The organism is Halomonas sp. HMF6819 (assembly GCF_044335525.1).
Lineage (GTDB): Bacteria > Pseudomonadota > Gammaproteobacteria > Pseudomonadales > Halomonadaceae > Vreelandella.
On record NZ_JBIQVY010000001.1, the window covers coordinates 1 to 23098 of the forward strand.

General features: G+C 60.7%; 22 protein-coding genes. 13 read left to right on the forward strand and 9 right to left on the reverse strand.

Annotation, left to right across the window (positions count from 1 at the left end; all coding sequences use genetic code 11):
- Positions 1-85 precede the first annotated feature (85 nt).
- The 4 genes from guaD to xdhA are packed head-to-tail and all read right to left on the reverse strand — an operon-like array spanning position 86 to position 6132.
- The gene (guaD, locus tag ACGLWX_RS00005) at positions 86-1408 is read right to left on the reverse strand and encodes a guanine deaminase (protein WP_396238134.1); all 1323 of its coding nucleotides are present in this window, start codon (positions 1406-1408) and stop codon (positions 86-88) included.
- 5 nt (positions 1409-1413) lie between these two features.
- Complete coding sequence (gene xdhC / locus ACGLWX_RS00010; protein WP_396236307.1) at positions 1414-2277, reverse strand: xanthine dehydrogenase accessory protein XdhC; 864 nt, start codon at positions 2275-2277, stop codon at positions 1414-1416.
- Complete coding sequence (gene xdhB, locus ACGLWX_RS00015; RefSeq protein ID WP_396236309.1) at positions 2274-4697, reverse strand: xanthine dehydrogenase molybdopterin binding subunit; 2424 nt, start codon at positions 4695-4697, stop codon at positions 2274-2276. The genes xdhC and xdhB overlap by 4 nt, the downstream gene beginning before the upstream one ends.
- The gene (gene xdhA, locus ACGLWX_RS00020) at positions 4681-6132 is read right to left on the reverse strand and encodes a xanthine dehydrogenase small subunit (protein ID WP_396236311.1); all 1452 of its coding nucleotides are present in this window, start codon (positions 6130-6132) and stop codon (positions 4681-4683) included. The genes xdhB and xdhA overlap by 17 nt, the downstream gene beginning before the upstream one ends.
- A 176-nt stretch (positions 6133-6308) precedes the next feature.
- Between xdhA and ACGLWX_RS00025 the strand changes: the two genes are divergently transcribed.
- Positions 6309-6941, forward strand: coding sequence for a TetR family transcriptional regulator C-terminal domain-containing protein (locus ACGLWX_RS00025; protein WP_396236313.1), 633 nt, complete (start codon positions 6309-6311; stop codon positions 6939-6941).
- 25 nt (positions 6942-6966) lie between these two features.
- Here the strand turns inward: ACGLWX_RS00025 and ACGLWX_RS00030 are convergent, their stop codons facing one another.
- Positions 6967-7296 carry a DUF6482 family protein gene (locus tag ACGLWX_RS00030; protein WP_396236315.1) on the reverse strand — a complete coding sequence of 110 codons (330 nt, stop codon included), beginning with the start codon at positions 7294-7296 and terminating at the stop codon, positions 6967-6969.
- 10 nt (positions 7297-7306) lie between these two features.
- Positions 7307-7516, reverse strand: coding sequence for a hypothetical protein (locus tag ACGLWX_RS00035; protein WP_396236317.1), 210 nt, complete (start codon positions 7514-7516; stop codon positions 7307-7309).
- 350 nt (positions 7517-7866) lie between these two features.
- Here ACGLWX_RS00035 and ACGLWX_RS00040 point away from each other — a divergent pair, with 350 nt between their 5' ends.
- From ACGLWX_RS00040 to ACGLWX_RS00080, 9 genes are all read left to right on the forward strand, one after another.
- Complete coding sequence (locus ACGLWX_RS00040) at positions 7867-8904, forward strand: heme A synthase (RefSeq protein ID WP_396236319.1); 1038 nt, start codon at positions 7867-7869, stop codon at positions 8902-8904.
- A gap of 118 nt (positions 8905-9022) precedes the next feature.
- Positions 9023-9490, forward strand: a complete 468-nt coding sequence (locus tag ACGLWX_RS00045) for a DUF2489 domain-containing protein (RefSeq protein WP_396236321.1) — start codon at positions 9023-9025, stop codon at positions 9488-9490.
- Positions 9491-9785: 295 nt separating this feature from the next.
- The gene (locus ACGLWX_RS00050; RefSeq protein WP_396236322.1) at positions 9786-10655 is read left to right on the forward strand and encodes an OmpA family protein; all 870 of its coding nucleotides are present in this window, start codon (positions 9786-9788) and stop codon (positions 10653-10655) included.
- Between the two features lie 397 nt (positions 10656-11052).
- On the forward strand, positions 11053-11823 hold the full coding sequence (locus ACGLWX_RS00055; protein WP_396236324.1) for a DUF3450 domain-containing protein: 771 nt from the start codon (positions 11053-11055) through the stop codon (positions 11821-11823).
- Positions 11820-13175: a MotA/TolQ/ExbB proton channel family protein gene (locus ACGLWX_RS00060; protein ID WP_396236326.1), complete on the forward strand. Its 1356-nt coding sequence runs from the start codon at positions 11820-11822 to the stop codon at positions 13173-13175. Before ACGLWX_RS00055 ends, ACGLWX_RS00060 begins: the two co-directional genes overlap by 4 nt.
- Positions 13176-13718 carry a MotA/TolQ/ExbB proton channel family protein gene (locus tag ACGLWX_RS00065; protein ID WP_396236328.1) on the forward strand — a complete coding sequence of 181 codons (543 nt, stop codon included), beginning with the start codon at positions 13176-13178 and terminating at the stop codon, positions 13716-13718. It begins immediately after the preceding gene.
- Entirely contained in the window at positions 13711-14118 is a 408-nt protein-coding gene (locus ACGLWX_RS00070) for a biopolymer transporter ExbD (protein ID WP_252108530.1), read from the forward strand. Before ACGLWX_RS00065 ends, ACGLWX_RS00070 begins: the two co-directional genes overlap by 8 nt.
- A complete protein-coding gene (locus ACGLWX_RS00075) occupies positions 14115-14891 on the forward strand; it encodes an energy transducer TonB (RefSeq protein ID WP_396236330.1) in 777 nt (258 codons plus the stop codon). Before ACGLWX_RS00070 ends, ACGLWX_RS00075 begins: the two co-directional genes overlap by 4 nt.
- A 7-nt stretch (positions 14892-14898) precedes the next feature.
- Positions 14899-15972 (forward strand): hypothetical protein, encoded by a 1074-nt coding sequence (locus ACGLWX_RS00080; protein WP_396236332.1) that lies wholly within the window; start codon positions 14899-14901, stop codon positions 15970-15972.
- A 16-nt stretch (positions 15973-15988) separates the two neighbouring features.
- Here ACGLWX_RS00080 and xthA read toward each other — a convergent pair whose 3' ends face one another.
- Together xthA and ACGLWX_RS00090 are read right to left on the reverse strand one after the other, a co-directional pair.
- Positions 15989-16816 carry an exodeoxyribonuclease III gene (gene xthA / locus ACGLWX_RS00085; protein ID WP_396236334.1) on the reverse strand — a complete coding sequence of 276 codons (828 nt, stop codon included), beginning with the start codon at positions 16814-16816 and terminating at the stop codon, positions 15989-15991.
- The gene (locus tag ACGLWX_RS00090; protein WP_396236336.1) at positions 16816-17064 is read right to left on the reverse strand and encodes a hypothetical protein; all 249 of its coding nucleotides are present in this window, start codon (positions 17062-17064) and stop codon (positions 16816-16818) included. Before ACGLWX_RS00090 ends, xthA begins: the two co-directional genes overlap by 1 nt.
- 143 nt (positions 17065-17207) lie before the next feature.
- Here ACGLWX_RS00090 and rhlB point away from each other — a divergent pair, with 143 nt between their 5' ends.
- Both rhlB and dinG read left to right on the forward strand, forming a co-directional pair.
- On the forward strand, positions 17208-18482 hold the full coding sequence (gene rhlB, locus ACGLWX_RS00095) for an ATP-dependent RNA helicase RhlB (protein WP_396236338.1): 1275 nt from the start codon (positions 17208-17210) through the stop codon (positions 18480-18482).
- Positions 18483-18487: 5 nt separating this feature from the next.
- The gene (gene dinG / locus ACGLWX_RS00100) at positions 18488-20617 is read left to right on the forward strand and encodes an ATP-dependent DNA helicase DinG (protein ID WP_396236340.1); all 2130 of its coding nucleotides are present in this window, start codon (positions 18488-18490) and stop codon (positions 20615-20617) included.
- Positions 20618-20718: 101 nt separating this feature from the next.
- Here the strand turns inward: dinG and ACGLWX_RS00105 are convergent, their stop codons facing one another.
- On the reverse strand, positions 20719-21789 hold the full coding sequence (locus ACGLWX_RS00105; protein ID WP_396236342.1) for a 3-deoxy-7-phosphoheptulonate synthase: 1071 nt from the start codon (positions 21787-21789) through the stop codon (positions 20719-20721).
- A gap of 478 nt (positions 21790-22267) precedes the next feature.
- Here ACGLWX_RS00105 and rpoE point away from each other — a divergent pair, with 478 nt between their 5' ends.
- A complete protein-coding gene (gene rpoE, locus ACGLWX_RS00110; RefSeq protein ID WP_252108544.1) occupies positions 22268-22867 on the forward strand; it encodes an RNA polymerase sigma factor RpoE in 600 nt (199 codons plus the stop codon).
- The last annotated feature ends 231 nt before the right edge of the window (positions 22868-23098 follow it).

Here is a 23098-nt window from a genome sequence, read left to right on the forward strand (position 1 = left end):
ACAGCCGCCCGGGGTTGGATCTGCCACCGTGCCTGCCATTTAAACCGGCGGAGCGTTGCGCCAAGTCTCTGGCTAATGCCAGCTCCTACAACAACCCATCCCGGCTGTGCTGGCACTCGCCGTTCGCCCAGGTTTCGAAAATGGCGCGGTCGTCTGCCAGCATCATCAGTGCGAAAAGGCGCTCGCCTAACGTACTACAGCGATGAATGCGGCGGCTCAATAGTTCGGTAGCGTTTGGGTCAACCACAACGAAGTCTGCCTCGAGACCGGGCTTTAGCTGGCCAATCGCATGATCAAGCGAAAGCGTTTTGGCGTTTCCGTGGGTCAGGCCATAAAAGCCCTGCCACGCGGTGAGTGGCTGGTTGTTGAGTTGGCCTACCTGATAAGCGCTTTTAAGCGTAGCAAAGCCGGTCAAGTCGGTGCCGGCACCAATATCGCTTGCGTAAGTGAACGCCATACCCGCGCGCTCTGCTGCGTCACGATTAAAAAGGCCGCTGCCTAAAAACAGATTCGAGCTTGGGCAAAACGCAATGCTGGCCCCTTGGGCAGCCAAGCGCTCACGCATACTGTCATCGAGATGAACGCCGTGGGCAAACGTGCTTTTGGGCCCAACCAGCCCGGCTTGCTCGTATACGGCGAGATAATCCTGACTGTCGGGAAAGAGCTCGGCCACCCAGGCAAGCTCACCGCGATTTTCCGCCAGATGCGTTTGAAGCCAAAGGGTCGGGTCGCTGCGTAAAATCGCCCCGGCGGCGTCCAGCTGCGCTTTGGTGGACGTCGGCGCAAAGCGGGGCGTAACGCTATAGCCCAGCCGGTCCTTGCCGTGCCAGTCGGCGATCAGCCGTTCAGTATCCCGAATGCCGGTTTCGCCATCGAGAAGCGCCTCGGCGGCGTTACGATCCATCATCACCTTGCCGCCGAGCATGCGTAAGCCACGCGTCTGACAGGCATTAAAGAAAGCGTTCATGGAGACCGGGTGGCTCGAGCCGAACACCTGGGCAGTCGTTGTACCCGCACGCAGCATTTCGTTTATAAATGCCTGTGAAAGCGCCTCGGCGTGTTCGGCGTTTTGAAATCGGCACTCTTCGGGAAAGGTGTACTCGTTGAGCCAGTCGAGCAGCTGCCGCCCGTAGGAGGCCATGATATCGAGCTGGACGTAGTGAACGTGGCTATCGATAAAGCCTGGCATGATCAGCTTGTCGCTGTAGTCGAGGATATCGGCACCCGTGGGAAGCTCATGGACGAGCGAGCCGTAATGGCCCACCTTGTGTATCAGGCCATCCTTGAGCCATAAAAGGCCGTCTGCGAAATGCTCGACACTGTCCGCAGCGGGGCGGTCCTGGGCGCCCGGGGGCTTGGCGAAACTCAAAAGCTCGGCGCGGATAAACGTATTCTGGGTCACGGTCAGGTCACTTAAAGGGATTGATGATCGTTAAAAAGCGCGCGCAGTGGGGCGCTGTCGAGCCCACGGGTGGCGCTATCGTGGGAAGTGTCGGTAAGCCATAAAAGCTCGGTAACCGCGGCCAGCGCGATGGCGTAGGGTGACTTGTTCTTCAGCTTGGCACCGTTGAACGTACCGATCGGGCTGCGCACGCGCTCGATAGACGCAGGTGGGTACCCCGCTCGCAGGAGCCTCCCCTTGAAGCTTGACCACTTACTTTCGGAGCCGATCAGGCCGATCGAGGCGATGTCATCGCGCTCGATGAGTGCCTCGATCAAAGCGTAGTCCTCATCGTGGCTGTGGGTCATCACCAGCACGTGACAGTCCGACGGTAGCGCGTTAACGCGTTGGCCTACGTTCTCGATGGGCAACAGTGACAGGCGAGGTGACTCAGGCGTCAAAGGTAGCGTCGCGGGGCGGCTATCGCACCAGTAGCGCTGCCAGTCGAGCGGGTGAGTAAGTTCTATAACGTGTCGCCCGATATGGCCTGCGCCAAACACCGCCAAGTGGGTTTGCGCACCCGGAAACACCTCCAGCAGAACGTTGACGAAGCCTCCGCAGCACTGGCCGCTTCGCCCGCCTAGTGAAAACGCCTCGAGATGAAAGCCTGCTTTGTCCTGTTTTAAATAGCGCCGCGCGGCCTGAATGGTCTGCCACTCGAAGGTGCCGCCGCCCAGTGTGTCAAAGACATGATCGGACGTGATCACCATTCGCGCGCCAGGTTCACGAGGGGTAGAACCCTGAGCCGTGACTTGGGTGGCCAGCACGTGGGGTGCGCCATTTTGCTGGCAGTCGTGCAGCGCCGCGTGCCAGGAGCGAATCGCGGCGCCGTTCATAGCGCCTTTGACCTGATGTTCTGAGCGGCCAGCATGACCCGCTCCGGAGTCGCAGGGGTGTCCAGCGCTGGCGAGTGCTGATAGTTCGTCAGACTCGACAGCGCGTCGCGCAGCGCCGACCAGACGCTGATGCCGAGCATGAAGGGCGGCTCGCCCACCGCTTTGGAGCGGTACAGACTCGCCATCGAGTTGGGGTGGCCTTCCATGAGCGAGACGTTGAAAATTGGCGGCAAATCGCCAAAGGTGGGAATCTTGTAGGTTGCCGCGCTGTTGCTTAAAAGCGCGCCCTTGTCGCTCCACTTGAGCTCTTCACTGGTCAGCCAGCCCATGGCCTGAATGAAGCCACCCTCGACCTGTCCGATATCGATAGCCGGGTTGAGCGCGTCCCCAACATCGTGGAGCACGTCGACGCGTTCGACCCGATACTCTCCACTTAGCGTGTCCACACTCACTTCAGACACCGCCGCGCCAAACGCGAAATAGTAAAAGGGGCGGCCCTGACCGGTCGCGCGGTCGTAATGAATCAGCGGCGTGGCGTAAAAGCCTTTTTCTGAAAGCGATACCCGGTTGAGGTAGGCGGTTTGAACTAGCTCGCCCCAAGGGAGTCGGTATTCACTTTCGCCAAACCCGGCGATCAATTCACCGTCTTGCAGGCGCATACCTTCGCGGTCCAGCCCGCCTTCGAAATGGGCGGCGGCGAAATCAAACAGGCGCTCGCGCAGGCGGCTTGCCGCGTTGCGTGCCGCCATGCCGTTTAAATCCGCGCCGCTTGACGCCGCTGTAGGGGAGGTATTGGGGACTTTGTCGGTACGCGTGGCGCTGATGCGCACATCGTCGAGATCGAGCCCCAGCTCGCGGGCGACGACCTGACAGATCTTGGTGTGAAGCCCTTGGCCCATTTCGGTGCCGCCGTGATTGATCATCACGCTGCCGTCGGTGTAAACGTGCAAAAGGGCGCCGGCCTGGTTCAGGTGCTGCGCGGTGAATGAGATACCGAACTTCACCGGGGTTAGTGCCAATCCCTTTTTGACGACCGGGCTTGACGCGTTGAACGCGGTCAAGGCATCACGACGGGCCCAGTAATCGCTATCCTTTTCGAGCTTTTCGACCAGCGTATGCAGCAGGGCGATTTGGTCGACACTTTGCCCGTAGTGGGTCGTCTCAAAGCCCTCGCGGTAGAAGTTGCGTTTGCGAACGGTCAACGGGTCTTCGCCAATTCGGCGGGCGATATCGTCCATCGCCGCCTCGATCGCCATCATTCCCTGGGGCCCGCCAAAGCCGCGAAAAGCGGTATTGGACGCCGTATGGGTTTTCGCCCGGTGCCCGGTCACTCGGGCGTTACCCAGCGAATAGGCGTTATCGGCGTGAAACATGGCCCGATCGACGATGGCATCCGACAGATCCGGCGAGTAGCCGCAGTCGCCGATCACGGTGATATCGCCGCCCTGAATGACGCCGCGTTCGTCGATGGCAAGTTTATAACGGTTGTGAAAAGGGTGGCGCTTGCCGGTTGCCTGCATATCGGCGGTGCGCGGCAGCCGAAGGCGGGTGGCGCGACCCGTGCGCCGCGCGATGATGGCCGCAATGCATGCCCAAGGCGAGGCTTGAGTCTCCTTACCGCCAAAACCGCCCCCCATACGGCGTACCTCGACGGTGACTGCGTGAAAGGGAATGCCCAGCACCTCGGCGACCAGCTTCTGCGTTTCGCTGGGATGCTGGTTGGAGGTGTGGACCAGAACGCCTTCGTCCTCGGTGGGCAGCACTACGCAGGCCTGTCCTTCGAGATAAAGATGCTCCTGGCCGCCGACGAAGAGCGTGCCTTCAACGAGCATTTGCGCGCGCTCGAGTGTTGCCTGCCAATCGCCGCGCTCCTGTACGTGGGTCGGGCGTACCAGTTCACCTTGTTCAACGGCGGCCACCGGATCGAGGTGGGCTGGTCGTTCATCGATGTCGATAGTGGCGAGTGTCACCGCGCGCCGCGCTGCCTGAAAGGAGGTCGCCGCGACGGCAAACAGGCACTGGCCGGCGTAGCTCACCTCGCGGTCGACGAAAATCGGATCCCCCGGAAAGACCGGACCGATATCCGTGTGGCCCGGCACGTCGGCAAAGGTGATCACGTCCACCACGCCTTCGGCTTGGCGCACCGCGTCGAGCTCGAGTGTCGTCAGTGTGCCAAACGCCGCCGGTGAAAGCCCGAGCGCTACGTGCAGCGCATCTGAGGGTGTCTTGAGATCATCGATGTAGCTCGCCTTGCCGGTCACGTGCTTGCGAGCGCTTTCGTGGTGGCTCGACGAGCCGGCCTGGCGTCGCCCGTCGCTGTCCACGGTGTGGCGCGCCAACGGCCCGGAGCCTTTTATGTGATGGTCGAGTTCGCGCCGAGCGTGACGGCTATCGCCATCGAGCTTAGTGAGCGTACGCATGAATCATGACCTCCTGAGTAGGCGCGGTAAGCGTCAGGTAAAGCCGCTCCAGCAGGTTGGATGCCGCCTGTTGGCGGTAGTGGCTGCTACCCCGTACGTCTGACATGGGCGCGAAATCCTCGGTCAGCGCCCGCTGTGCGGCCTGGAAACCCGCCTGAGTCACCGGCTGGCCTTCGAGCGCGGCTTCAGCATGTAACGCACGCTTTGGGACCGCGTCCATGCCGCCAAAGCCAAGGCGTACCTGGCTGAGAAAGCCACCGTCTATGACATAGTGAAAGGCACCAAGAACGGCGGAAATATCGTCTTCACGGCGTTTGGAGAGCTTCCAGACGCGCAGCGCCGCGTGCTCGGTCAGCGAAGGGATGAAAATACGGCTGATCACTTCGTCGCTCTGCAGGTCTGTTTTTTTATAGTCGACAAAAAAGCTTTCGAGCGGCAGCCTGCGCGCGCCGTTCGGCCCCACGATCTCGAGCCACGCCCCCAGGGCCAATAGCACCGGCGGCGTATCGCCGATAGGGGAGGCGTTGGCAACGTTACCGCCCAAAGTGCCGCGGTTTCGAATCTGGCGAGAGCCCAGCCGGGAGAGCAGGTGGGCAAACGCAGGAAAATGGCGCTCAAAAAGCGTTTCAAGCTCGGTATACGTCACCGCCGCGCCGATCCACCAGCCTGGTATGGACTGGTACTCTGCTGCTTCGATGCGGCGTAGCTCGTCGACCCGGGTCACATCGATCAACTGATCCAGCGACCTGAGTTGCTGGGTGCTCTCAAGCCACAGATCAGTGGCGCCGGCTACGAGCCGCGCGCTTTTATGATGCGCGCGCAGGTCCAGCAGCGCCTCGAGCGAAGCGGGGCTTTTAAAAAAGGATGCTTCTTCTTCGCACTCGCTGGGGGGCGTCGAGTGTTCGATAGGATTTATGGCACTGAGCCAGACCGGCGGCTGCCAGCGCATGGTTTGCATCTGAAGTGCCGCGTCGCGAATCGGGCGGTAGCCGGTGCAGCGGCAGAGATTCCCCCCCAATGCTTCTTCCAGTACCTGATGGCTAAACGGCGCTTTGAACGCATTTCCCTGATAGAGGGTAAAAAGCGACATGACGATGCCTGGCGTGCAAAAGCCGCACTGGCTGGCATGGCACTCGATCATGGTCTCCTGAGCGGGATGTAATCCTTCAGGCGTCTCGAGTCCTTCGACGGTCACTAAAAGTTTGTTTTGCAGCTGATGCGCCGGCGTAATGCAGGCGTTCACGCTGGTAAAGGCCGCATCCGGGGCGCTTGCGTCGCGCAGAGCAACAGTACAGGCGCCGCAGTCGCCGGAGGCGCAGCCTTCTTTGGTGCCGGTGTACCCAAGCGTATCGCGCAGCAGGTTGAGAGCGCTGGTATCCGGCGCTACATCACAGCGTTTCAACACCCCGTTGAGTAAAAACTCGACGCTTGCCATGATCATCCCTCTTTTTTGTTCTGACCAATCGGTCAATACGCTAGAGCTTGGGTTAAAATAAATCGATGTGCAAGACTTTGTTGGGCGCCCTCAAACGGTGCTTGAGTGCGCATTTTTAGTGCGCTCGAGCGGTTTTTTAAGGCGGCGCCACTGCTGTTCAACGCTCAAGGAAACCTATGAAAAGCCCCCGGCAACCCCTGAAGGAGAGAAGCGGCCGTGAGGCCCAGGAAAAGACCATTCTGGACGCGGCCGAGTGCGTTTTCGCACTGCACGGTTACCGGGGCGCGAGCCTGCAGGCCATTGCCGACCGCGCCGGCCTTCCCAAGGCCAACGTTCTTTATTACATGGGAAACAAGCAGGCGCTCTATCTCAAGCTATTGAGCAGGATGATGACCCGCTGGAACGCGGTGCTCGACGATATCACCCCGCAATCCGACCCGCGCGAAGTGTTGGGCCGCTTTATTCGCACCAAAATTGAGCTCGGTCAGCGCTACCCGGAGGGCTCGCGCCTGTTCGCGGCGGAAATTTTGGCCGGGGCGCCGTTTCTCCAGCATTACCTGGAAGGTGAGCTCAGAGCCTGGGTCGAAAGCCGCGCCGCCGTGATGAAAGCCTGGTCGGCAATGGGAAAAATGGACAATATCGACCCGCGCTATCTGATATTTCTGATCTGGTCGTCGACTCAGCACTACGCCGAATATGGCGCTCAGGTGAATGCCATTCTTGGATGTGAGTGCTTGAGTAACACTGAGATTGCCGATATCAGCGCTTTTCTGGAGCGGGTCATTTTGAAAGGGTGCGGTGTTGAGTGAGCGTCACTCGTTTTATAAGTGCAGGTCAGGTTTGCAGCGCAACGCGCGTACCAAAAGCCAGACGCTCTTCTGGTGAAACGGTTTGGGTTGGAGCGCCGATCATTTCATCGAAGACATCGGAGTGTGTTAAAACGGCGTCGGTGAAGCCAAGCGGCCTTAGTGCCCGGCTTATCCATTGCGGGCCGGTATAGCGCACCGCACGTTGGTTCTCATCCACTAGCATTAGCACGCCTTCTCGACTGTGAAGGCGAACCATGTACCAGCTGCTATCCAATGCATGAATCTCGATACGATAAGTGGCTGCCGGCGCCGTCTCGTTTGCAAGCGCTTCTAGCGTCATGGTGTCGAGTGACATGAAAGAGTTCCTACTGCGGGGGCTCGGAGGCGACACCCGGGACGCGATAACGTGCTCCTTCGGCTCGCTGTTCCTCGAAGCGCTGATTTTCGTCTTCCGGTACGACACCGATCACGGTTTCCTTTGAGCCGTCAGGCCAAGTGTAGGTCGTACAGCCGGAAAGGCCGGTCAGCACGGCGGCTATTAATGAGGCGGACAAGAGGGTGCAGCGTTGAAACATTAAATAACTCCTCAGGAATTTTTTGATTGGATACAAACCATCTTGCCTACGGCGCGATAGTGCTACCCTGACTCGCCAAACTATAGCGGATAGTGGCGCCCATCGTCGCGCAATTTAGCCAACGGGCGATATCGCCTGTACGTAACGCTCCAGAGGTAAGGTCGGCAGTGGGTAAATGAGCGAGCGTCGCGAAGGTCGCGCCGCCACGCGTAAAGGCAAAAGCGCGTCTTTTACACTGCGATGAGGCAATACCGATAATGAGCTCTTGGCCAACTAGGCAGTTCTATTTCAAACGTTCTATTGCAAGGCGCGCGTATCTTGAAGAGCCGGGCCGACGGTAAGGAAACAGTATGCAGTACGCCATGGAGAAACGGTTGAAATGGCTTGGTTATCTCACGCTAGCAGGGGTGCTTCTAACAGCCTGCGTGATTCTTCTTGGCGCCTGGACTCGGCTGGTCGATGCTGGCCTTGGATGCCCGGACTGGCCCGGCTGCTATGGGCGCCTGCTGGTGCCGGATAGTGAACACGCCGTACTCAAGCATCCCGATTCGCCGCTGGAGCCTGCCAAGGCGTGGATGGAAATGATTCATCGCTATATGGCCACGCTTTTGGGAGCGATGGTCGTGACGATCGTATTGCTGGGCCACGCGCTTCGTCACCTTGAAGACTATCCCTGGTACTTGAGCATCGTGCTGCTGGGTGTCGTTGCGCTTCAAGGCGCCTTCGGCGCGTTCACCGTCACGCTCAAACTATGGCCGCAGGTGGTGACGCTTCACCTTTTAGGCGGTATCAGCGTGCTTATGCTGTTCCTATGGCTTTATCTACGCGTTCGTCGAAGTCAACTGCAAACGCCTTTAGGTCGTCGAGCAGGCAACCCGCTTTGGGCACTCGCCGCGTTGCTTTTGGTGCTGCAACTTGCACTCGGCGGCTGGGTCACCAGCAACTATGCCGGGCTCGCCTGCCAGGGCGTCCCTGCCTGCAATGCTCAGTGGTGGCCGCCGATGGATTTCAGCGAAGCGCTACATTTAACGCAAACGGTGGGGCCGAACTATCTGCACGGTCAGCTACACGCAGACGCGCGCACCGCCATTCAGTTCATCCACCGATTCGGTGCGCTGCTTTTAGGGCTTGCTCTGGTGACACTTTTTTGCCGGTACAGGCAATTCGCTTCGCTTCGCGGCGTGCTTGGACTGACCGTTGGCGCCTACCTTGTTCAGGCGGCGCTGGGCGCTGCGAACGTATTGATGTGGCTGCCACTTTGGCTGGCGCTACTGCATACCGCTGGGGCCGTGCTGCTCTCGGCAAGTTTCTGTATGGCCTGGTGGCACTGGCGTCAGCTAAAAGAGGTAGACGGGGGAAGCCGCTGCGTTGAACTAATTTCTCGATAACATTGGGCAAATCAGCTATATAGAGTGTACAATTTCCGCATAAATATTGATTCGATAAAGGCAAAGGCATGTATAAACTATCGAGCGATGAGCGCATACGGCCTGACAGGACTGGCGCATGAACTCTCTTTGGGCGTTAATACTGCTACTCGTGGGCGTAGGCGTTGTGATTGGCTTGGGTGTTTACGCCATATCACTGCGTAAAGAGGTCAAACGGCGTGAGGCCTTTCGTGTTGAAGAGGATCTGCGCGCCCAACAAAACAGCCTCGAAAATCTCGACTACGTTGCAAGCGCCTTGGTGCAGGAGCAGGTCGATATCACCGAAGGCAGCTGGCGCTGTAAAGTGCTGCTCGAAATAGTCGATCCAAGCCTTACTGAACGTAAAGAATTTCAGGCGTTTGCCGATGTATATAACCGAACGCGCCATCTTAAGACGCATTCGGCCAGAAAGCAGCTCATGCCGCGTGAACGCATGCAAGAAGATAAAGAACGGCTCGAGGTGGAAGCCGAAATGCGCCCGGACGTATTGAAAGCGGCGCAAGCGGTACTTGATTGGCGCGCCAAGGGTCGCTCTGCACTGCACTAATTGAGCAAAACGCCTCTATAGACGCGCCTTGGAAGTTAGCGTACTTTTCTTGGCGTCGGTTACAAGAGTTTTGCTATGCTAGATATGCCGATATTGGCAAGAAGTTGATATCAAGGCATTGATGCCATCCAGCTTGCCTTAAGGGTAGGGGACGATTGGCGAATCGATCGGGTAAGTGAGCCTTGGCTTGTGACACACCGATCAAACGAAAAAACGGATGCTCTCGTTATATAAGAAGCATTGGACCAACGTGGTTAATTGACCTCGTTAGCATTGGATCAAGAAGGAGTCTTGCATGAAAAAATCAACGACAGGCTTGCTCATCGGGTCGGCTTTGGTAGTAGGCCTTTCCGGGTGTGCCAGCTCTGCTTCCCAATCCTCAGGTCAAGCCAGCGCCAGCAGCGATCGTAGCTGGTACCAGCATCCGGCCGTTTGTGGTCTGGCTGGTGGCTTGATCGGTGGCGGTATCGGCTACGGCGTTAGCGGCCGTTCTGACGAAGAAAGCGGCGCTGCTACTGGCGCTGCCGCCGGTGCGGCCATCGGCGCTCTGCTGTGTGCCGACCGTACGCCCGAGCCGGTCGCTCCGCAGTGCCCGACTTACGGCGAAGTGCCGGCTGGCGTTGCCACTGACGCGCAAGGCTGCCCGCTGGATTCCGATAACGACGGTGTTCCGGACTACCGCGACCAGTGCCCGGGTACTCCGGCCGGCGTACAGGTTGACGCTGTAGGCTGCCCGCTGGACTCCGATAACGACGGCGTTCCGGACTACCGTGACCAGTGCCCGAACACTCCGGCCGGTGTAGAAGTCAACGCATTGGGCTGTGAAGAGAGCGTTGTACTGCAAAACGTTAACTTTGAGTTCGATTCCGCACGTCTGACGCCTGGAGCCGAGCAGGTTCTGAACGGCGTTGCCGAGCGTCTGGTTAGCAATCAAGGCGTTCGCGTCAGCATCGCCGGTCACACCGACTCTGTTGGTTCTAATCAGTACAACATGCAGCTGTCTCAGGAGCGTGCCGAGTCCGTCGCTCGTTACCTGAACCAGCGTGGCGTTCCGGCCAGCGACATGCGCGCTGTGGGTTACGGTGAAGAGCGTCCGATCGCGACCAATGACACCGACGCAGGTCGTGCTCAGAACCGTCGTGTAGAACTGGACGAGTGGAACTAAGCCACTCGTAACGTAACGGATATTTCGGTATCCGTTGCCGATCCGAATCGCGTTTGCGGTCAGGGTCCATATAAAGCGTCGGCTTCGGCCGGCGCTTTGCTTTTTTGCTTTTGTGACAAAGCTTTCGCTGTATTCTCGCCTGATACCATTTCTTTACGTTGCCCCGCGCTTGATCGAGTCATTTCAACGCTGTTGAAAGCTTTGCTCCCGATATTGACTTTACAATTTGCCGACGTCTGCAATGCCTTATCGCGGCTGAATGTTAATGATAAATATTGTCATTTATTTTATTAGTGTTACGCTATGCAACCGGTAGATAGACGTAAATCGTTATTATCTTTAACGAACACATGGCGTGGCAGCCTAGGCTGTCGTTTAACCGCAACGGAGATGGATCGTGCTGAAAAGGCTCTTTTTTAGCTCGCTGGGAGGTTGGAGCGCCTGCGTATTGGTAAGTGCTCACGCGATCGCAGGCGATGAAACGCTTGACCAGGCCGCTCAAGGCGTTGAGGCCCAGCAACAGCAGTCGGCTCTTCAGCAACAAATCGACGCCGCTGACGAGCAGACGCGCACTGCCCTGGAAGAGCTTAGAGAGCTGGAGCGTGAAACCCGCTCGCTCGAAGCGTCCAATGCTGCTCTCGCCGCACGCTTGGCAGAAGAAGCCGAGCGTCAACAGACGCTTGGCAGCGCGCTGGATACCGTTAGCGAAACGCGCGCGGCGCTTCCCGTGATCGAGCAGGACATGACCGAGCAGCTCACGGCGTTCATCGAAAACGATCTTCCATTTCTTCTCGACGAACGCCTTGCGCGTTTAGAGAATCTTCAGGGGGCCAGTAGCGCCGAGCGCATCGAACAGCTGCTGGAAACCTGGCGGGTAGAGCTCGAGTACGGCCGCGCGATCGATCACTGGCGCGGACGGCTGTCGCTTGAAGAAGGGAGCGCTCGCGAGGTCGACTATTTGCGGGTCGGGCGTATTGGCTACTACTACCTGACGCCGGATGGGCGTGAGGGGGCGCTTTGGGACGCCGAGAGCGCCCAGTGGCAGCCGCTTGACGAGCACGGCCGTCGCGAAGTGCGCAACGCCTTACGCATTGCCGACGATCAGCGCACCCCGGAGCTTCTCTACCTACCGCTATCGATCACCGCCGAGCAGGAAAACCCGTCATGAACGTATCAACACCAAAACGCCGGCGTGCGTTGGGCGCCTTCGTTCTGGGCTGCCTACTGGTGACACCGGCGCTTGCGCAAACGAGCCTCTCATCGTTAAGCGAAGCACGCGAAGCCGCCGAAGCGCGGGACCAGGCTCGGTTGGAAGGCTTTTTAAACGATCAGGAGGCGCTTGAGCAAGCGCTTGAGGATGCCCGCGTTGCTAACGCCGAAGCACAGGCACGCCAGGATGCGCTGACCGAGCAGCGAGAGGCGCAAACCGAGCGTGGCAACGAGCTCGCCAGCCGCCAGGGAGAGCAGGGCGAAGAACTCTCCTCGCTGCTCTCGACGCTTTCCCGCCAAAGCGATGAAGTACGCAACGAGTTGGGCGCGCAAAGCCTTTTGACGCTGGGCACCGCTGAGCTACCCCCGCGACTGGACAGTGTCGACGTATTGGAGCGCGTCCAGCTCGAGCGCGTGGTCGATAGTCTCGCCGAGCTCAGCGTTGCCTCGGGTCGGGCCGAGCGCGTTCGCCTGCCGGTCGCCGATGCCAATGGCAACATCGAAGAGCGCGATGTCGTGCGGCTCGGGGATTTTGCCGCTTTCACCGACACGGCGCTTTTGCGCGTCAGCGACGAGGACGGTTCGGTGTCGGCACTGCCGCGCACGCCCGACGAAATCGAGCGCGTACTGGGCGAGTATTATCGCGGCGAAAGCCGAGAGTTTGCCATCGACCCATCCCAGGGCAGCGTGCTTACGGCGCTGACGCAGCAGCCAACGCTTTGGGAGCGCTTTCAGCAGGGCGGCTATGTGGGCTACGTGATTGTCGTGCTCGGGGTGATCGGGCTTTTGGTCGCGCTGGCGCAGTATCTCTACCTGTGGGTCGTCAGCGCTCGCGTAAGCCGCCAGCGCCGCTCGCTGGATACCCTCAAGGACAATAACCCCCTGGGTCGCGTGCTGTATCGCTTCAAGAACATGGACAAGCACCAAACGCCGGAAGCGCTGGAAGCGCGTCTGGACGAAGCGGTGCTGGCAGAGCTTCCGCGGATCGAACGCGGCCAGCCAATGGTCAAGCTGCTCGCCGCGATTGCGCCGCTACTCGGGCTTTTGGGTACCGTGTCCGGCATGATCGTTACCTTCCAGGCTATCACCGTATTCGGCACCGGCGACCCGCAGCTGATGGCCGGCGGTATCAGCCAGGCGCTGGTGACCACGGTGCTGGGGCTGGTGACGGCGGTGCCGCTTTTGTTCGCACAAACCGCGCTATCGAGTCGTAGCCGCTACCTGACCCAGGTTATCGAAGGCGAAGCAAGCGCGACGCTTGCCGATCATCTGGAAGCGCAGTCCGCCCGTCACGGCCAAGTGGTGAGCTAAATGCCGACGCTTCCTCTTTGGCTCGAGCCCGTCGAGCGGCTGGTCGAAGCGGGCGGGGTAGTGCTGGTGGTGCTTGCCGTCGTCGCGATTGCGGTGTTCGCCATGGCGATCGAGCGCTGGTGGTACTACCGCGTCACTTGGCGGCGGGCTCGGCGGCAGCTGATCAAGCGCTGGACCGCGCGCGAGGATCACCGTAGTTGGAGCGCGCGCACGCTGCGCCAGGTCTGGTCCGATGCGCTGGTTCGCCGGCTACGCCGGCCCCTGCCCTGGCTCAAGCTGCTCGTCGCCCTCTGCCCGTTGCTTGGGCTTTTGGGCACCGTCACCGGCATGATCTCGGTATTCGATAGCCTGACCTATAGCGACACCCAGCAGGCCCGCGCGATGGCCGACGGCGTGGCGCGGGCAACGCTTCCCACCCTCACGGGGATGGCCATTGCCGTTGTAGGCCTTTTATTCATTAGTCGCTTGGAACACGTGATCCGTCGCGAGGATCAGCGGCTTCACGATCGATTGGCGCGTGCCCTGGAGAATAACGATGCGTAGACGTCATTCAGCCGATAACGCTTCGGATAGCGCCGACGTCAACCTGACGCCGATGCTGGATGTAGTGTTCATCATGCTGATTTTCTTTATCGTCACCACCAGTTTCATCAATGAAAGCGGTATCGAGATCGAGCGCCCCGAGTCGAGCTCGGCGAGCCCGCGTCCGGATGCCCAGGTGCTGGTCGCGGTCACGCCGGAAGGGGCCGTGTGGGTCGACGGACGCCCGGTGGACGTTCACAGCGTCGGCCAAGAAGTGTCGGGGCTTTTGAGCGCCGACGGCTCCGTTGTGATTCAGGCCGATCGTGACGCCACCACCGGGCTTTTGATCGAAGTCATGGATCGGCTGCAGCAGGCGGGAGTGGAGCAGGTGGCCGTCGCCGCGAGTCGGGGCGCGCAATGATTCGTCGCCTGCTATCGCTTTTGGCGGGCACGGCGCTGGCGGTCGGGCTTTTCTGGTGTCTGGCCATTCTGGTCACACCACCGGACCAGCCCCTGGACGAGCCGGAGATAACCATGAGCATGAACATGGTCGAAGCCCCCGAGGTCGCGCCGGAGCCGGAAGCGCCGGCGCCGGCGGATGCACCGCCGCCAACCGCTTTCCAGCCGCCGCCGATGCCCACGCCGGAGCCGCTGGCGAGCGCGGATAGCGCCATTACGCTTCCGGAAGTGGAGCTTCCCGACGAGCCGGTCGAACCCGTCGAGCTCGACAGTGACTTGCCGGAACTGACCGAGGTGACGCCGGAGCCGGTGCCTGAGCCGACCCCCGAGCCGGAGCCAACGCCAGAACCCGCGCCGCAGCCGGCACCGACGCCGTCACCCCAGCCGGCGCCTTCACCTTCTCCGTCACCGGCTCCGGCCCAGGCTGCGCCAGCACCCGCGCCGCAAGCGCCGGTTTCCAATGAGCCGGTGAGCGTAGGGCAAATCGCGGCAACCAGTAAAACGGATCCGGTCTACCCGAACCGTGCACTGCGCCGCAATATGGAAGGGTTTGTTGAAGTGAGTTTCGTCATTCGTCGCGATGGCAGTGTGGATGCCGGCTCCATTCAGGTGATTAACGCGCAGCCGCGGCGCGTGTTCGAAGACTCCGCGCGAGATGCCATTGCCAGCTGGCAATTTCCGCCCAGCCAGCAGCTACGCCGCGCCACCCAGCGCATCGACTTCCAGCTGAGGTAGCCAAGCCATGAAACGTTTAGCGCTTTTACTCTTTAGCGGCTGGGTCGCAGCGGCCCAAGCCGACGCGCCGCTCTCCGGCGATATCATTCGCGACCTCAACGCGCTGCAGGGCTCGCTTGCCGGCGCCGAGAGCGAGCAGGCGCTCGAAAGCGTCGCCGAGCGCGCGCTTCGCCAAGCCGAGCGACTCGAAAGTGGAAACCGCTCGGATCAGTGGGCGAGCGCGCTCTACTATCAGCTGGCAGCCGGCGCGCTATCGCGCCAGGGTGATGCCGGCGCTGCCGCCGACCGGCTGGCCAGCGCCCGGGCGCGCTTGAGCGTTGGCGCCGAGCAGGCCAGCCGTTGGCTTCGCGAAGAGGCGCAGCTGCGCCGCGCCGCCGGGCAGCGCGCTCAAGCCATTGCGCTCTACGAGCAGTGGCTAGCCAATGGCAGTGACGACGACATGAGTTGGCAGCTGGTGCGGCTGCTGGCCGACGACGATCAGTGGGACGCCGCCGCCGAGCACCTGACGCCGCTTCTGGAGCAGAGCGAGCCCGAAACCGAAGCGCGGCAGGCGCTGGCGCTGAACGTGATGCGTCGGGCAGGCCAAGGCGAGCAGGCGCTTGGCTGGCTGCTCGAGGGTCTGAATGAGCAGAGTAGTAGCGACGAATGGCGCCAGGCCGCGGGTCTCGCCCAGCAGGCGGGGCAGGCGGGCGTGGCCGCCGGGCTTTGGGAAACCGCTTGGCAGCTGGGGAAATTCGAAAGCGACGAGGATTTCGAGACGCTGATCCAGCTGCATCTGGCCGGCGGAACGCCTGCGCGAGCCGCCGAGCATCTCCAGGCAGCGCTTGACGGCGAGCGCCTGGCGCGCAGTGAAGCCACGCTTCGCCGCGTGGCTTCGGCCTGGAGTCAGGCGAAGGATCGTGAACGGGCGCTCGATGCGTGGCAAGCGCTTGCCGAGCAAAGCGATAAAAGCGAACACTGGCGCCGCTATGGCCAGCTCGCCTACGCCTGGGACGACGAGGCGCGGGCCGAGCGTGCCTGGCAGCGGGCCCAAGCACTTGGCGACGACGAGGTCGACGCCTGGCTTGCAAGCCTGCACTAAGCGCGCCAGCGCAGCGTCAGGGGGCGAGGGTCAGCGCGAAATCGCTCCAGGTCGGGGCGTGATCGGAAGGCCGCTCCATGGCGCGCAGGTCGTAATCGATACCGGCGCCTCTCGCTTTGTCAGCCAGGGCGTTCGTGGTCAGGATGTAGTCGATACGCAGCCCGCGTTTGGGCTCGCGGTCAAAGCCTTTCGAGCGGTAGTCGAACCAGCTAAAGCGCTCGTCGTCATTTGGATGGCAAACCCGGTAGCTGTCCGCCAATCCCCACGCCTTGATGCCTTCCAGCCACTCGCGCTCCACCGGCTGAAAGCTGGTTTTGCCCTCGCGCAGCCAGCGCTTGCGGGCCGGCTCGCCGATACCGATGTCCTGATCTTCAGGGGAAATATTGAAGTCGCCCATGATGGCCAGGCGCTCGCTCGGCTGGTGGCACGTGTCGAGCAGGCGTGAAAGCTGCTGGTAGAAGCGCTCCTTATGGGGAAACTTCGTCGGGTGAGAGACGTTTTCGCCTTGGGGAAAATAGCCGTTATACACCGTGATCGGCTCACCGTCTTCGCAGGCGAGCGTGACCCCAATCATGCGCCGCTGAGCGTCTTCCTCATCATCGGGAAAGCCATAGACCACGGACTGCGGCTTTTGGCGAGTCAGCAGGGCCACGCCGTAATGGCCTTTTTGACCGTAATAAAAAACGTGATAGCCCATCGCTTCGACATCTTTGATCGGAAACTCGCTGTCCTGCACCTTGGTTTCCTGCAGGCCGATGACGTCGGGCTCTTGAGTGTCGATCAGCGCTTGGAGCTGGTGCAGGCGGGCGCGAATGCCGTTGATGTTGAACGAGACCAGGCGCATCAGGCGTTGTCTCCCGGCGTGGGGTCGTCCTTTCGCTCGGGATGAATCTCGATGGGCTGGCCGCTTTGCTCGCGAGCGAGCTTGCGTACCGCCTGGAGCTTGCGCTGCTGCTGCTTTTTAGCCACGAAACGCCGCGAGGGTGCGACCTGATCCGGGTTCTCCTTGCGCCACTTTTTATAGTCCTTGCGCCGGCCGGTACGAATGGTGACCTTATCCGCCAGCGAGCGGGTTTTTTTCTTACGCGTCATGTCGCGCTCCTTGATCGATTTGGTCGCCATTCTAACAGGCAAGCGTTTCGGGCACACCGTGCACCGCTCTAATTGGCGCGCCCTGTGATACACTACGCGCGTCGTGATGCCAACATCCACCGTAATGGACAGATAGAAAGCCTATGAGCGAGTCGGAACAGACCACAGCATCGGCCCAGAACCGCAAGCCCAAACGTCGTCGCCGCAAGCCGCGCCGCCGTCAATCCGGCTGGGATTTACGCCAGTTTCAGGTGCCCGCCGTGGCCGGCAAGTGGCGCTTTCATGACTTCGATTTGCCGCTGCCGTTGATGCGCGCCATCCACGCCCAGGGATTCGAGTACTGCACCCCCATTCAGGCCGAGGCCCTGCGCCAGACGCTATTGGGTGGCGACATCGTCGGCAAGGCGCAAACCGGTACCGGCAAGACCGCCGCGTTTTTGATGTCGGTGCTCGCCTACTTTCTGGAAGAGCCGGCCCCGAACGGGCAAAAGCCCGGAGCGCCGCGCGCGCTGATCATCGCGCCTACCCGCGAGCTTGCGCTGCAGATCGAAAAAGACGCCAAGGCGCTTTCGCGCTTCACCGACCTTGGCGTTGCCAGCGTCGTGGGCGGCATGGAGTATCAGGCCCAGCGCGAGGCGTTGACCAAAAACGTCGACATTCTCGTGGCCACGCCCGGTCGGCTTTTGGACTTTCATCAAAAGCGTGATGTTGATCTCTCCGAGGTCGAAGTATTGGTGCTCGACGAGGCCGATCGCATGCTCTCGATGGGCTTCATTCCCGACGTCAAACGCATCATCCGCTACACGCCGAAGAAGGAGGAGCGCCAGACGTTTTTGTTCTCGGCCACCTTCACCGACGACATTCTGAACCTTGCCAGCCAGTGGACGCAGACGCCGGCCCACGTCGAGATCGAAGTCACCGTCGAGAACCAGGCGGACATCGATCAGCGGGTCTACCTTGTGTCCGACGATGACAAGCAGCGCCTGCTGGTCAAACTGCTCGAGCAGGAGAGCTTCGAGCGCGTCATGGTGTTCGGCAACCGCCGCGACCTGGTGCGCAAGCTCGATTCCGCGCTGAGAAAAGCGGGTGTGAGCGTGGCGATGCTTTCAGGCGACGTGCCCCAGGGTCAGCGAATCCAGACGCTGGAAGAGTTTCGCGAAGGCTCGATCCAGGTGCTGGTCGCCACTGACGTTGCTGGGCGCGGTATCCACATCGAAGACGTCAGCCACGTGATCAACTACACGCTACCGGAAGACCCGGAGGACTACGTTCACCGGATCGGGCGTACCGGTCGCGCCGGCGCCAAGGGCGTGTCGATCAGCTTCGTCGGTGAAGAGGATGCGTTCTCACTGCCGGAAATCGAGCGCTACATCAACGATAAGCTGCCCTGCGAGCACCCGCCGGAAGGCATGCTGTAAGCGAGATGCTGGATAACGAGCTCAAGGCGAGTATCCAAACGGCCTACCGTCAGGTGGTTGAGGAGCTGTCGCTGACGCCGCGCTACGGCCAGCGGTTGATGATCGCCGAAATCGCCCGTACTCTGGGCGATATCGAGGTCGATGACGAGGGCAAGCGCGTCAGCGACCAGCACGTGTGCGTGCTGGAAGCGGGCACCGGTACTGGCAAGACGCTGGCCTATCTGATTTCGGCGCTGCCGGTTGCCAAGGCGCGCGGCAAGCGCCTGATCGTCTCGACCGCTACGGTCGCCCTTCAGGAGCAGGTGCTCAACCAGGACCTGCCGGCGCTCTCTCGTCACAGCGGGCTGTCGTTCAAGTACGCTTTGGCCAAGGGGCGGGGGCGCTACGTCTGCGTGGCGCGCCTGGACCAGGCGCTGGAAGGCGTCGAACCCAACCCGACCCATTCGTTGTTCGAGCAGTCGCTGGCCGAGCAGGGCAGCGAGTTTACCGTGCTGGCCACCGATATGGCGGAATCCTACGGCAGCGGCACTTGGGAGGGCGACCGCGACAACTGGCCGGCGTCGATCGACGACAGCCACTGGCGGCGCTTGACCGTCGATCATCGCCAGTGCACCGGCCGGCGCTGCGGCCACTTTGGCGCCTGCGCCTTTTTTCGTTCGCGTCGCGAGCTCGAAAACGCTGATATCATCGTCGCCAATCACGACCTGGTACTGGCGGATTTGGCACTCGGCGGCGGGGCGATTCTGCCGGACCCGGCAGAGTGCATCTTCGTGTTCGACGAGGGCCACCACCTGCCGGACAAGGCGCTTTCCCACTTTGCCCACCGCTTTGCGGTCAACGCTTGCCTACGCTGGCTGGGCACGCTGAAGTCGAGCCTTGGCGAGTTGAATACGGGGCTGGGCGGTCAGCCCACCATTGCGCGGCTTCTGGCAGGGCTTCCCGAACTCTTACGCGGGCTCGAACCGGCACTGGGCGACGTGTTCAGCCTGGGCCACCAGCTCGCCGGGCGGGATCGCGGGCTCAAGGACGATGAGTCTCTGCACCAGTTTCGCTTCGAGAAGGGGCAACTGCCCGAGGCGCTCAGAGAGCAGGCGAGTCAGCTGGTCACCCAGTTCGCGACCCTCTCGCGGGCGCTCGAGAGCATCAGCGACATTCTGCGCGAAACCCTGGACCCGGATAAGCAAACGGGCCTCGAGCGTGAGCAGGCGGAAAGCTGGCTGCCGCTGGTGGCGCTGCTACACGGGCGAAGCCTGGACGCCCATGCGCTGTGGCAAAGCATGAGCGAGCAGGACCCGCCCGGAGCCGTGCCAAGCGCGCGCTGGGTCACCCTGAGCCGCGCTGGCAGCGAGCCGGAGATCGAGTTTTCCGCAAGTCCAGTATCCGCGGCGCATACGCTGGCCAAACACCTGTGGGGGCGCTGCCACGGCGCGGTAGTGACCTCGGCCACGCTGACCGCGCTTGGGCGCTTCGAGCGCCTTCAGGAGCGCGCGGGGCTGGCCAATCGCTACCGCTACCAGGCGCTGCCAAGCCCCTTCGACTACGCCAACGCGGTGCTGAGAGTGCCGCCGGAGGCGGTGGATCCGGGCGACCGTGATGCCCACGAGCGCGCCATCGTTACCTTCGTCGAGTCGCTCGGCGAGCGCGAGGCGGCCCTGGTACTGTTCTCCTCGCGCGCCCAGCTCAGAGCGGTCGAAAAGGCGCTGACGGAAAAGACCCGCGAGCGCGTGCTGGCCCAGGACGCGCTGCCCAAGCCCGAGCTGATCGAACGCCACCGCGCAGCGGTGGACCGGCGCGAGGGCAGCATCATCTTTGGCCTGGCAAGCTTTGCCGAGGGCATCGATCTACCCGGCCAGTATTTGACGCACGTGGTCATTACCAGGCTGCCCTTCGCGGTACCGGACGACCCGGTGGGAGCGACACTTGCCGAGTGGATCGAAAGCCAGGGCGGCAATCCGTTCATGCGCATCAGCGTGCCGGACGCCTCGATCAAGCTGGTCCAGGCCTGCGGCCGGCTGATTCGCAAGGAGAGCGACCAGGGCGTGATCACGCTTTTGGACCGGCGAGTGATCACCCGCCGCTACGGCCAGGCGCTGCTGGACGCGCTGCCGCCGTTTCGCCGCGAGATCAGCGCTTGACGCCACGAGGGTTGGCATAAGGTTTGTCGATAAAAGCCGTACAAAAAACGCCCTGCGATTGCTCGCAGGGCGTTTTTTCGTGGCATCACGTTAGCGGCGCGCTATTTGCGCTTGGCAAGCACCGGGACGAGCTTGTCGTTCATCTTTTTGAACGCTTCCACCGTGGTATCCCAGTCGATGCAGGCGTCGGTGATCGACACGCCGTAGGTGAGCTGGCTGGTATCCGCCGTGAGCTTTTGGTTACCCCAGCCCAGGTTGGATTCGACCATCAGGCCCATGATCGAGGTGTTGCCTTCGAGGATCTGGTGGGTGACGTTTTCCAGTACCAGCGGCTGCAGCGCGGCATCCTTGTTGGAGTTGGCGTGAGAGCAGTCGATCATGATATTGGCTGAGAGCTTGGCCTTGGCCAGTTCCTTCTCGGCAAGGGCGACGCTGACGCTATCGTAGTTGGGTTTGCCGTTACCGCCGCGCAGCACCACGTGGCCGTAGGCGTTGCCGCGGGTGCGAATGATCGCGACTTGGCCTGCTTGGTTGATACCGAGGAAGTTGTGCGGGTTGGCCACCGACTCGAGCGCGTTCATGGCGACATCCAGGCTTCCGTCGGTGCCGTTTTTGAAGCCGACCGGGCAGGAGAGGCCGGAGGCCATTTCGCGATGCGTCTGTGACTCGGTGGTGCGCGCGCCGATCGCCGACCAGCTGATGCAGTCCTGCAGATACTGCGGTGAAATCGGATCCAGCGCCTCGGTGGCCAGCGGCAGGCCGAGTTCCGCAAGCTCCACCAGCAGTTTGCGGGCGATGTGAAGCCCTTCGTCGATCTCGAAGGAGTCGTTCAGGTGAGGGTCGTTGATCAAGCCCTTCCAGCCGACCGTGGTACGCGGCTTCTCGAAGTAAACGCGCATGACGATGTAGAGCGAATCGCTGACCTCGTCGGCGAGGGCGCGAAGCTTTTTGGCGTAATCGAGGGCGGCGTCCACGTCGTGAATGGAGCAGGGGCCTACCACCATGAGAAGGCGCGGGTCCTTGCCATCCAGAATGTTCTGGATGACCTGGCGGCCCTCGATGACGGTTTTTTCGGCTTTCTCGGTCAACGGGACGGCGGTTTTCAACGCGTCCGGCGTCGTCAAGACATCCTGAGCCAGAACGTTTAAGTTACTCACTTGCTGATCGGACATGGTGCTTCCTGTACGTATTCGCCTGGGTAAAATTGGGCACTACTATGGCGCGTTGAGAGCGTAAAAATCAATTGTTACGGAACCCGGCGTTAACCGGCGGTGTCTGCTCATGGATTTGTCGCGCGTGGCAATATGCTTGATGCACGGCAGATAACGCGTAACACTACGTGCTTAGTGCACCTGCACAGAGCAGTAACGCCTCGACCTCCAGTAGGATAGGTGGTCAAGAGAAAAAACCGACGATAGGGTCGGTAAGGTCAGGCCGCAATTGATACGGGCAACTCTGTTCGAGTCGTTCGGCGGGCCGTATTATAAACCGCTCGGTACGAGTGACGTCCTTGGCCAGTCAGTTTGTTTACGGTCAAAGATTTATTTAATTTGCCCAAGGGACGCTATGTTGCATGCTGTTAAAGCCCGCCTCGGAGGGCGAAAGGTATCAAGGGTCGACGTTAAGCGTTCGAGCCGGGGGAGAGTGTGAATGGGCACTCGTGAAACGGACCAGCAGCTGGTTGAACGTGCCCAAAAAGGTGATTTACGCGCTTTTGATCTGCTGGTGAAAAAATACCAGCACAAGATTATCGGGCTGATCGGTCGCTACGTTCACGACCACGCCGAGGTACAGGATGTCGCTCAGGAGGCATTCATCAAAGCGTATAGGGCGCTTGGCAAGTTTCGCTCGGAAAGCGCTTTTTATACGTGGATGTATCGTATCGCGATCAACACGGCGAAAAACCATCTCGTTTCCCGCGGCCGCCGTCCGCCTGGCAGCGATCTGGATATCGTCGACGCCGAAATGCTCGATCAGAGCGGCCGGCTGGCGGACAGTGAGTCGCCCGAAGCTTCGATCGCACGGGATCAGCTCGAAGCAGCTGTATTCGAGGCGATCGAGCGTCTGCCGGACGATCTTCGCACCGCCATTACGCTTCGCGAGCTCGATGGGCTTGCCTACGAAGATATTGCCCAGGTCATGCAGTGCCCGGTGGGCACGGTGCGTTCGCGCATTTTTCGCGCGCGTGAGGCGGTGGATGAACATATTCGTCCCCTGGTCAGCACCTCGCGTAATAGCCGCGACGACTAAACGTCAGCTGGCGCAGGCTGAGAGAAAATCCCGTAAGCAATTTCACTTTTTTGTGAACTGTCAGCGGTCAACGGCGTCATAGTGCGTGACCAGATTAGCCAGCAGTAACTAGCAAGTATGGCGCGCCGTCAGGTTGATCGAGCGATCGATAAAGCCTTGGCTGGGCGCACAAAACTCAAATGTTGGCCTGTGAATACGCTCGCGGCCATACCAATAACTGTGGCTCGAGAC